Genomic DNA, 10,692 nt, shown 5'->3' with positions numbered 1-10,692 from the left:
CNGCGATCCTCGGCGTCGCCGCNGGNNTCGTCGCNGCNGCCGCGGGCACGCCNGTCGTCGTCCACTCCGGNGACCGCGTCCCGACGCAGAAACAGGACGCCTACAAACACGTTCTCGACGAACTCGGCGTTGACACTGAGATCACGCCGCAGGAGTCCGCCGACATGGTCGACGAAACCGGCTTCGGCTTCTATTACCAACCGGCGTTCAACCCTGTCGTCGACGAACTCTTCGACCGCCGCGATCAGATGGGCGTCCGCACGTTCGTCAACACCATCGAGACGCTGGCAAACCCCGCCAACGCCGACGTGCATCTCGGCTCCTTCTACCACCTCGCGTTTGCCAAGAAGGTCACCGACACGTTCACCGAAAGCGAACACCACGACCTCCATCGCGTGATTATGTTCCAAGGCATGGAGGGGTACGACGACATCCGGCCCGGGTTTACCAAAGTCGCCGAATGGACCGACGGCGAGTTCACCGATTACGGCATCGAGACCGCCGAGTACGGGATGGACTTCGAAACCGAGGACCTCCACGTCGACGACATCGCCGGCGACTCCGCCGCCATCACCGAGGCCGTGTTGGCCGGCGAGCGCGACGACGAGTTCGCCGACGCCATCGCGCTCAACGCGGCCCTCCGGATCTACGCCCGCGAAGATGTCGACTCGATCGACGCCGGTCTCGAAGCGGCCCGCGACGCCATCGCCGACGGCAGTGCCGAGGCGGTGCTTTCGGAGCTACAAGCGTTCTAAACTCCCCGGTCACTGCCCGTTGTTCCGCCCGATCGTCCAGTTTTAGAATACGGTGGAAAACTGTATAAATGTGAAATATTCCCGAAAGGGGTACCACTATACCACGGCTTTTCGTGTGGTTGCTTGTGAACTCCGACACACCAACCGACACGGAACACACTGCAACGACGACCGAGGTTCGCACTGACGGCGGCGAACCCAACGACGGCGGGATCAAGATGGTTACCGCCATCATCCGCCCGGAGAAACTCAGCGACGCGAAGGCGGCACTCGCGGAGGTCGGTGCCAGTTCGCTGACAGTCACGAACGTCTCGGGCCGGGGGAGCCAACCCGAAAAACAGGGCAGTTGGCGCGGCAGCGAGTACACGATCGATCTCCACCAGAAGGCCAAAATCGAGTGTGCGGTCGCCGACGTGCCGGCCGAGGATGTCGTCGACGCGCTGCGGGAGGCCGCCGACACCGGTGAGCCGGGCGACGGCAAGATCTTCGTCATGGACGTCGAGAACGCGATACAGGTCCGCACCGGCAAGGAAGGCGTCGACGCGATCTGAGCGGGAGCGATACACTGCTCAGGGCTGCAAGCGGGGTCGATACGCACAAGTCGGGGGAGTGAGAACGCTCGCGTATGAACCACGAGCGGTCACGCGACCTGTACGGCCGGGCCCTGTCGGTGCTGGCCGGCGGTGTCAACTCCTCGGTGCGGGCGACCAAACCGTATCCCTTCTTCATTGAACGCGGCGACGGCGCGCACGTCATCGACGCTGACGGGAACAAATACATCGACTACGTGATGGGCTACGGGCCACTGCTGTACGGCCACGACCTGCCCGAGCCGGTCGCTGCCGCCGTCCAATCGCACGCCGCCGACGGGCCAATGTACGGCGCGCCGACGGAGGTCGAAGTCGAACTCGCGGAGTTCGTCGCCCGCCACGTCCCCAGCGTCGAGATGCTGCGCTTCGTCAACTCCGGGACNGAGGCGACNGTCTCNGCGGTCCGNCTCGCNCGCGNCNNCACCGNNCGNNACAAGNTCGTCGTNATGCAGGGCGGCTACCACGGNGCNCAGGANTCNACGCTCGTCGAGGGCGACGCCGACAACCCACACCCCTCGACGGCGGGTATTCCGGACTCGTTCGCTGAACACACCCTACCGGTCCCGTTCAACGACGAGGAAGCTGTCGAGGAGGTTTTCGAGGAACACGGCGACGAAATCGCGGCTGTCCTCACCGAGCCGATCCTCGGCAACATGGGCATCGTGATGCCGGTCGATGGTTTCCACGACACACTGCGCGAACTCTGTGACGAGCACGGCTCGCTGCTCATCTTCGACGAAGTGATCACCGGCTTCCGCGTCGGCGGCCTCCAGTGCGCACAGGGCAAGTTCGGTGTGACGCCGGATCTCACAACGTTCGGCAAGATCGTCGGTGGCGGCTTCCCGGTCGGCGCGATCGGCGGCCGCTCCGAACTGATCGAACACTTCTCGCCGTCGGGTGAGGTCTTCCAGTCGGGGACGTTCTCGGGTCATCCAGTCACGATGGCTGCCGGACTGGCGACGCTTGAGTACGCCGCCGAAAACGACGTGTACGATCACGTCAACAGCCTCGGCGACAAACTCCGGAGCGGGCTGACCGATCTCCTCGCAGACCACGCCCCGGAGTACACCGTCGTCGGCACCGACAGCATGTTCAAGGTGATCTTCACGCGCGACGGCACGAGTCAGGCCGGCGGCCCATGTGCGGCCGGCTGCCGGCAGGACCCCGACTGTCCGAACTTCGAGACCTGCCCCAAGACCGGTAGCGACGTTGCCGGTGCCGACACCGAGCGGTGGGAGCGGCTCTTCTGGCAGGCGATGAAAGACAAGGGCATCTTCCTCACGGCCAATCAGTACGAATCCCAGTTCGTCTCGTATGCCCACACCGAGGAAGACATCGAGGAAACCCTCGACGCCTACGCCGAGACGCTGTAGGTCTCCGGCGACGACGGAACTGGTGGGCTTTTGAACGCCGAGCGCGGAGAGGCGGGTATGTCATCAGCCACGACCGTCAGCCTCGCCACGCGCGGCTCGGATCTCGCGCGGAAACAGGCGGCGACGGTGCAGTCCAAACTCGCCTCGCGCCGCCGCGAGGTGACGCTCACCGAGGTCGATACCCGGGGCGATCAGATCCACGATGAGTTGATCCATCGCCTCGGCAAGACCGGCGCGTTCGTCCGCGCGCTCGACCAGAAGGTCCTTGACGGCGACCTCGATGCGGCGGTCCACTCGCTGAAGGATATGCCGACCGAGATGCCCGACGAGCTCGTCGTCGCCGCCGTTCCCGAACGCGCGCCCTCCGGCGACGTACTCGTCACGCCCGGCGGCATCGGAATCGATGAACTGCCCGAATGCGCGGTCGTCGGTACGAGTTCGCTCCGCCGGAAAGCGCAGTTGCTCGCGGCGCGTCCCGATTTGGAAGTCGTTGCCCTCCGCGGCAACGTCGATACCCGGCTCGAAAAACTGCTCGCGCCGTCGCTACAGCGAGAACACCAGCGTCGACTCGAAGCGGTCGGCAAACTCGACGAGATGGTCGGCGACGTTGCTCCCGCGGCAGACGCTGACAGCGACGACGCCGACGCCGACGCAGGCGACACCGACGATGCTGCCGACAGCAAGGACTATGACCGCTCGCCAGAGGAGTGGTTCAACAGCCTCAGCGACCTCGAACGCGACGCAATGGGCCGCAACGTCGACACCGAGATGGACGCCATCGTCCTCGCGGAGGCTGGCATCCGGCGTAGCGGTCTCTTCGAGACGGTCCCGACCCACCGCCTTCCACGCACTGAGTTCGTCCCTGCGCCCGGCCAGGGCGCGATCGCAGTGACCGCCGTCGACGACGACGTGATCGAGCAACTCCGCGACAAAGTCGATCACCCCCGGACACGCATCGAGACGACGGTCGAACGCACGATCCTCGCCGAGTTGGGCGGCGGCTGCATCGCCCCGATCGGGATCAGCGCGGTCATTCAAGGTGAATACGTGCACGCGCGCGTTCAGGTACTCAACCAAGATGGGACGGAAACCATCGAGGCGACCCGCGATCTGCCGGTGACCGACCACGCTGCGGCGGCCGCCGAGTTCGCTGCCGACCTCCGCGAACAGGGGGCCGCCGAGTTGATCGACGCCGCCCGCAAGGCGGCCGAGGAGGACATCGATGACTGACGCTGAAAAAACCGGCATCGTCTATCTCGTCGGCAGCGGCCCCGGCGATCCCGAACTGATGACGGTCAAAGCCAAGCGACTGCTGGACGACGCGGATGTCGTCCTCCACGACAAACTGCCCGGCCCGAAAATCCTCGGCGAGATCCCCGAAGCCAAACGCGAAGACGTGGGCAAGCGCGCCGGCGGCGAGTGGACGCCCCAGGAGTACACCAACNANCGNCTCGTCGANNTNGCCNNNGNGGGCNANACCGTCGTCCGGCTGAAGGGCGGCGACCCCTTCGTCTTCGGCCGCGGCGGCGAGGAGATGGAACACCTCGCNGNNNACGNNNTCNCNTTCGAGGTNGTNCCCGGNNTNACCNCCGCCATCGCAGGTGCGGGCGTCGCCGGGATTCCGGTTACCCACCGCGATCACGTCTCCAGCGTTTCCTTCGTGACTGGCCACGAGGACCCCACAAAGGACGAATCCGCCATCGACTGGGACGCGCTGGCCGCGACCGGCGGGACGCTCGTTGTCCTCATGGGCGTCGGGAAGCTCCCCCTCTACACTGATGAACTGTTGGACGCCGGGATGGATTCCGACACGCCGGTCGCGCTCGTCGAGCGCGCGACGTGGCCCGAAATGCGGGTTGCTACCGGGACGCTTGACTCGATCGTCGACGTGCGGGACGACGCCGACATCGAACCGCCAGCGATCACTGTCATCGGCGAGGTCGCCGCGACCCGGGACGCCGTCGTCGAGTTCCTTGCGAACCGAACCGGCGCGCTCGACGACGACGCGCCCGACGCAGCCGCGAGTACCGACACCGGAGGCACCGAGTAGCGATGAGCCGCGAGGTCCGCGTCGCGGTGTTTCGCCCCGACGACGACCGCCTAACGGAGGCAGTCGAACTCCTCGATTCGCTGGGTGCGACACCGGTTCCAGATCCCATGCTCGAAATCGAGCCGACCGGCGCGGTCCCACAGGGTGACGCCGACTACGTCGTCTTCACGAGCAAGACCGGGATCGAACTCGCCGCCGACGCCGGCTGGGAGCCCGACGACACGGTTTTGGTCAGTATCGGCTCGGGAACGACCGCCGCCGCCAACGCCGTCGGCTGGACGGTCGACCGCGAGCCTGCGACCTACAGCTCGGCAGGCTTGGTCGATCTCCTCGCGGACGAAGTCGCCGACAGCCACGTCGAAGTCGCCCGCAGCGACCACGGCAGCCAAGTGTTACTCGATGGCCTCGCCGACGCCGGCGCGACTGTGACCGAAACCGTTCTTTACCAACTGGTCCGGCCGGCCGACGCCGGCGACAGCACCGCGTTGGCGGCCGACGGCGACCTCGAAGCGGTCGCGTTCACCTCGTCGCTTACGGTTGAACACTTTCTCGACGCCGCAGATGAACGCGGGGTTCGAGACGCCGCAATCGATGGCCTCGCCGACGCCGTTGTCGGCGTCATCGGCGAGCCGACCCGCGAAACCGCCGAGACCCACGGCATCAGCGTCGACATCGTTCCCGCGGAGACGACCTTCGAGGCGTTGGCGACGCGGGTCGTCGAGACGGCCGCGCCGAGCTATACCGAGTGACGCTGAGGTTTATACCGGAACCCGCCTAACCCTCGCCCAATGGCCTCTGCCGCTCCCGTTCCCGAACTCGCCGAGCCGGCGGCCGCCTGTGCCGACCGGCTCCGCGCCGCCGACAGCGTGCTGTTGGCCTCCCATATCGACGCCGACGGCCTCACGAGTGCGGCGATTGCGGCGACCGCGCTCGAACGCGCCGGGATTCCGTTTGAGACGGTCTTCTCGAAACAACTCGACGAAAGCGAGGTTGCCGAGATCGCTGCCACCGACCACGACACGGTGTTGTTCACGGATTTCGGCAGCGGGCAACTCGATATCATCGCCAGCCACGAGACGGCCGGTGATTTTACCCCCGTTATCGCTGACCACCACCAGCCCGCCGACNGCGACNNGACCGAGTACCATCTCAATCCCCTGCTGGTCGGCCTCAACGGCGCGTCCGAACTCTCGGGTGCGGGTGTATCGTATGTTCTCGCGCGTGCGCTCGCGCGAATCGGGGCCGACTCGTCGGCTTCTACTGCGTCGTCTACAGGATCGTCGGCGACCGATGGCGGCACCGTCAACGCACAGTCGACGGCAAGCGACCCGGCCGCCGACAACCGCGATCTGGCCGCCTTGGCCGTCGTCGGTGCGGTCGGCGACATGCAGGCCGGTGTCAATGGGCTCACCGGCGCGAACGAGGCGATCGTCGCCGAGGGCGTCGATGCCGGCGAGCTCGAATCCGGGACCGACATCACCCTGTACGGCAAACAGACCCGACCGCTGCCAAAACTGCTGGAGTACGCCAGCGACGCCCGGATTCCAGGGATTTCAAACGACGCTGCCGGAGCCATCGAGTTCCTGTCGGGGCTGGATCTCCCGCTGGAAACTGACGACGGCTGGCGGTGTTGGGTCGATCTCACCGACGACGAACGCCAAACGCTGCTCAGCGCGCTCATCCAACGCGCCGTCGCCAGCGGCGTCCCGGCCGACCGGATCGACGACCTCGTCGGCACGAGCTACCAACTCCCACGCGAGGAGCCTGGGACCGTGCTCCGGGACGCCAGCGAGTTCTCGACGCTGCTGAACGCGACCGCACGGTACGAACGGGCCGATGTGGGGTTGGCGGTCTGCCTCGGCGATCGCGATGAGGCGTTCGATCGCGCGCGAACCCTGCTCCGCAACCACCGCAAGAACCTCTCACAGGGCGTCGATTGGGTCACCAACGAGGGCGTGACCCGCGAGGACAACATCCAGTGGTTCGACGCTGGCGACGAGATTAGAGAAACTATTGTCGGGATCATCGCCGGGATGGCTGTCGGCGAATCCGGCATCCGCCGCGATCAACCGATCATCGGCTTCGCCGAGAAATCCGACGAAGAGATCAAAGTCTCCGCCCGCGGGAGCCACACACTCACCACTGACGGACTCGACCTATCGGTCGTGATGCGGGAGGCCGCCCGCGCGGTCGATGGCGACGGCGGCGGTCACGACGTTGCCGCCGGCGCGACGGTGCCGGCCGGCACACAGGAGCAATTCATCGATGTTGCGGACGAACTGGTCGGCGAGCAACTCTCCTAATAAAACTACGTTACGACTACTGGCCGCCGATATCGCGGAACATCACGCGGTAATCGTCGGCCGACAGCGTATCGGCGAGATCCAGCAGTTCGTCATCGAGATCTTCCATCCGGCCGAGGAGTTCGCGGTACTCCTCGCTGGCGTCGAGTTCCGACTCGGACTTCTGGGATTCCAACAGTGCGCGCTTCGAGGCCAGCGAGGCGGCCTCCCGGAGCAGCCCGCCGTACTCCGAGCGGACGAACAGCGTATCGACGGCCTCCATCAACTCGTCTCTGGTGACCGGTTTCAGGATGTAGAGGTCGAACCCCATATCGATGATATCGAAATCGGGTTCGACGCCGGTGACCATCGCAACGCGGCAGTCGAGTTCGTCCTCCTCGATGACGTTGAGCACGGTTTCCCCAGGCTCGTCGGGGAGTCGCCGGTCGAGCAAAACGGCGTCGATGGTATCGGGTAGCACCTCGCCCTCAGGGGCTTGTTCTCCGCGGAGGACATCGATCGCCGCCTCGGCGGTCGTCGTCGTGACGACGGTGTACTCCGGTTCGAGGAACTGATTGTAGAGGTGCGTGACTGTGGGATCGTCCTCGACAACGAGGATCGTGTCGTCGCTCATCGATAGCTCACCCACTCTCCCGGTGGCATGGCGACTCGGTGGACGCTGTATCCCCACATGTGTTGTACTGAGAGTCGTGTTTCGGCATAAATCCGTGTCAGACGGCTGTACGACTGGCGTGGATATATGGTGATTGTTGGGGAGGGATAAACCTATCCACTACCGGTCGGCCGGGCGATAGCAGCCGGTGGGCTCATTTAGGGGGCGGTCGTAGCACCACCCAACACATGCCAGACGTAGTTCAGACAGGCGTTGACGGCCTCGATTCGATCCTCGGTGGCGGGATCGTCGAGAACGCGACGGTGCTCATCAGCGGGAACCCGGGAACCGGCAAGAGCCTTTTCGGCCTCAACTACCTCTACACCGGCGTCAAGGATCACGACGAACGCGGGATCTACGTCTCTTTCGAGGAGAACGCCGAGGATATCCAGATGGCTGCCGAATCCATCGGCTTCGACAAATTCGAGGAGTACGTCGACTCCGGCGATATCAAGATCCACGATAAGCGGGATATGCTGAGCGACGGCGATTTCACTGCGACGATGGATCGCCTGCTGGAGGAGTTCACCGACGGCGACTACGACCGACTCGTATTGGACTCGCTGACGATGTTCCAGCTCTTCTTTGAGAACGAACGCGAGAAACGGACCTACCTGCTGAAGTTCTCGGATATCCTCAAACAGCACGGCCTCACCTCGCTGTTGATCAACGAGCAGGGAGCGGTCTTCCCCGAAACCGAAATCGGCTTGGAAAACTTCCTCACTGACGGGAATATCTACTTTATCCAGACGCCAACTGATTCGGGTGTCAATCGGTACGTCTGGGTAGCGAAAATGCGGAAACAGGATATCAACACCGACATCTTCCCGATGGAGATCAGCGATGGCGGGATCACCGTCCACGAGAAGGCAAGCGGGTTTTCGATGATGGGTGGCGAATCCGGTCCCGGCGGGAGTCCCAGTGGCACTGGTGGCGGCAACGGGCCGTCGTTTTAATTACTGGCTCGACATCGTCCGCCAGACATCGTCGAGCTTGTTCTTGACGCCCGATCGCTCGGAGACATCGATCGAGACGCCGTTTTCAAAACTGATTTCGATCTGATCGACGTTGCGGCGGTAGACCTTGATCCGTCGGTGTTCGTCCGAGAGTGGTCGGTCGTGGAGCGTGAGCAGATCGGTCTCGGTCAACTCCTCGATTCGGCGGTAACAGGTTGCGATCGGCACATCGAGTTCGTCGCTGAGGTCCTGAGCAGACTTCGGTTCAGTCGTCGCTGAGAGGATGTCGGTGTTGTACTTGTTGCCAAGAACCTCGATAAGCTCGTCCGATGCCATTCACTGATAATTAGCGATGACTTGCTGAAAAGCGTATCGGTGGCCTGTTTCGTGTTATTCTATACGAATATCAAAAGTGGTATTTGCAGTTCCAACATCTTCGTATAGAAAATATTGAAAGTTGGATTGAATATCATTTCAGCCGCTTTACTGCAATAATTGGCTAATTGTCATGTACCCGCCAGCTCCGGACGTCTGTTATCAATATCAATAATTTCGGAGCCATACTTATTACTAACCCGCTGTTTGTTTGGCATACACTCCTGCACCCCGGGCAATGGGTGGGAGTCAACACATAACCATGTTCGACACTGAGAATCGAGGTCAGGTGGGAATCGGTACGCTCATCGTGTTCATCGCGATGGTCCTTGTGGCAGCGATCGCCGCAGGCGTGCTGATCAACACCGCAGGCCTCCTGCAAGCACAAGCACAGCAAACTGGTGAACAGACGACCGCAGAAGTCAGCGACGTTGTTGTGATCGGTGAAGTGATCGGTAATGACTCATCCGAGAACAACAAACTTGATCAAGTGAACGCGACGCTTCGACTAGCATCTGGTGCCTCAGCAGTGAACCTGAGTGAAACGTCATACACACTTGAGACGAACGGCAACGCCACTGTGATTACCGGTGATGCTGCAGATACCAACAGTATCGTTGCGTACACGCCGGTTCAAGGCAACTTCGAAAGCAACACCAATCCGATTCTGAGTGAACAGGGTGATCGAGTCGAAGTCGGCTTCGATCTCGATGCTACTGCTGTTGACGGCGAACTGAACGAACTGGATGAATCGACTCAGATGACGATTGTGCTGAACTCACCGGCCGGCGGGAGTTCGTACAAATCCGTCCAAGCACCGCGGAACATCGACCAAGGCGAGTCCTACATCCTCTAAACCGCCTGCTGATTTTCTGACTCTGTTTTTATTGCGACCGCTCAACCAAAGAGCGACAGCAATTGTTCAAAGCTATAAGGCACGCCGAAGTGGGTAGCTGTATGAGCCATCAGTTGCTGCTACTTGGCCCACCCGGTGCCGGTAAAGGAACTCAAAGTACGCGACTCGCCGAAACCTTCGATCTCGAACACATCACGACCGGCGACGCACTCCGGGAGAACAAAGACATGGAAACCGAATATGGCACGCCACGGGAGTACATGGACGCCGGCGAACTCGTCCCCGACGGACTGGTCAACGAAATCGTCGAGACAGCCCTCGCCGAGGCCAACGGCTACATTCTCGATGGCTACCCGCGGAACCTCTCGCAGGTCGAATACCTCGACGACATCGCCGACCTCTCGGCGGTCGTTTTCCTCAACGTGGGCGAGGACGAACTCCTCCGGCGACTGACCGGCCGCCGTGTCGATCCTGAAACGGGCGATGTCTACCACACCGAGTTCAATATGCCCGACGACGAGGAGATCGTCGAGCGACTCGAACAACGCGATGACGACACCGAAGAGGTCGCAACGGAGCGACTGGAAGTCTACCGCGAGAACACCGAACCGGTGGTCGAACACTACCGCGAGACCGACGAGCTGATCGAGGTCGACGGCGAGGCCGACCCTGACACTGTCTTCGACCGGATCGTCGACGCCGCTGGGCTCGACGACTGATCTCCACCGCTCGTCGCTCACAGCGACTCCTCCACCCGCATCGTCAGCAACTCCAGAGTACAA

The 10,692-nt window shown here is 62.7% G+C and carries 10 protein-coding genes and 2 pseudogenes (1 of these 12 running past the window's edge); 10 read left to right on the top strand and 2 right to left on the bottom strand.

All coding sequences use genetic code 11. The features are described 5' to 3' along the window. From EGH24_RS08055 to EGH24_RS08025, 7 genes and pseudogenes are all read left to right on the top strand, one after another. Positions 1 to 755, top strand: partial view of an anthranilate phosphoribosyltransferase gene (locus EGH24_RS08055; protein ID WP_142979646.1) — the 3' portion only. Its footprint begins 307 nt before the window's first position; the window shows 755 of its 1,062 coding nt (coding positions 308-1,062); the start codon falls outside the window, past its left edge; it ends in the stop codon at positions 753 to 755. A 173-nt stretch (positions 756 to 928) separates the two neighbouring features. Further along, a pseudogene (locus EGH24_RS08050) lies at positions 929 to 1,306 on the top strand (P-II family nitrogen regulator); the annotation flags it as partial. 74 nt (positions 1,307 to 1,380) lie between these two features. Further along, complete coding sequence (hemL, locus tag EGH24_RS08045) at positions 1,381 to 2,718, top strand: glutamate-1-semialdehyde 2,1-aminomutase (protein ID WP_142979645.1); 1,338 nt, start codon at positions 1,381 to 1,383, stop codon at positions 2,716 to 2,718. Between the two features lie 57 nt (positions 2,719 to 2,775). Beyond that, positions 2,776 to 3,948 carry a hydroxymethylbilane synthase gene (gene hemC / locus EGH24_RS08040; RefSeq protein WP_142979644.1) on the top strand — a complete coding sequence of 391 codons (1,173 nt, stop codon included), beginning with the start codon at positions 2,776 to 2,778 and terminating at the stop codon, positions 3,946 to 3,948. Then, a pseudogene (gene cobA / locus EGH24_RS08035) lies at positions 3,941 to 4,768 on the top strand (uroporphyrinogen-III C-methyltransferase). Before hemC ends, cobA begins: the two are co-directional and overlap by 8 nt. A gap of 2 nt (positions 4,769 to 4,770) precedes the next feature. Then, positions 4,771 to 5,517, top strand: a complete 747-nt coding sequence (locus tag EGH24_RS08030) for a uroporphyrinogen-III synthase (RefSeq protein WP_142979643.1) — start codon at positions 4,771 to 4,773, stop codon at positions 5,515 to 5,517. 39 nt (positions 5,518 to 5,556) lie between these two features. Then, positions 5,557 to 7,071, top strand: coding sequence for a single-stranded-DNA-specific exonuclease RecJ (locus EGH24_RS08025; RefSeq protein WP_142979642.1), 1,515 nt, complete (start codon positions 5,557 to 5,559; stop codon positions 7,069 to 7,071). Positions 7,072 to 7,087: 16 nt separating this feature from the next. On the opposite strand, the gene EGH24_RS08020 is transcribed toward EGH24_RS08025, so the two are convergent. Continuing rightward, positions 7,088 to 7,684, bottom strand: a complete 597-nt coding sequence (locus tag EGH24_RS08020) for a response regulator transcription factor (protein WP_142979641.1) — start codon at positions 7,682 to 7,684, stop codon at positions 7,088 to 7,090. 227 nt (positions 7,685 to 7,911) lie between these two features. On the opposite strand from EGH24_RS08020, the gene EGH24_RS08015 reads away from it, so the two are divergent. Further along, positions 7,912 to 8,679, top strand: coding sequence for an RAD55 family ATPase (locus EGH24_RS08015; RefSeq protein WP_142979640.1), 768 nt, complete (start codon positions 7,912 to 7,914; stop codon positions 8,677 to 8,679). On the opposite strand, the gene EGH24_RS08010 is transcribed toward EGH24_RS08015, so the two are convergent. Next, a complete protein-coding gene (locus tag EGH24_RS08010; protein WP_142979639.1) occupies positions 8,680 to 9,015 on the bottom strand; it encodes an ArsR/SmtB family transcription factor in 336 nt (111 codons plus the stop codon). It lies immediately after the preceding gene. Between the two features lie 301 nt (positions 9,016 to 9,316). Here EGH24_RS08010 and EGH24_RS08005 point away from each other — a divergent pair, with 301 nt between their 5' ends. Next, positions 9,317 to 9,910: an archaellin/type IV pilin N-terminal domain-containing protein gene (locus EGH24_RS08005; RefSeq protein WP_142979638.1), complete on the top strand. Its 594-nt coding sequence runs from the start codon at positions 9,317 to 9,319 to the stop codon at positions 9,908 to 9,910. Between the two features lie 101 nt (positions 9,911 to 10,011). Beyond that, a complete protein-coding gene (locus tag EGH24_RS08000; protein ID WP_142979637.1) occupies positions 10,012 to 10,629 on the top strand; it encodes an adenylate kinase in 618 nt (205 codons plus the stop codon). Positions 10,630 to 10,692: the final 63 nt, after the last annotated feature.

Source organism: Halonotius terrestris (genome assembly GCF_006861665.1).
In the GTDB taxonomy this organism is placed as follows: domain Archaea; phylum Halobacteriota; class Halobacteria; order Halobacteriales; family Haloferacaceae; genus Halonotius; species Halonotius terrestris.
The sequence above is the reverse complement of the archived record's forward strand: the minus strand, read 5'-3'. Positions and strand labels throughout refer to the sequence as shown.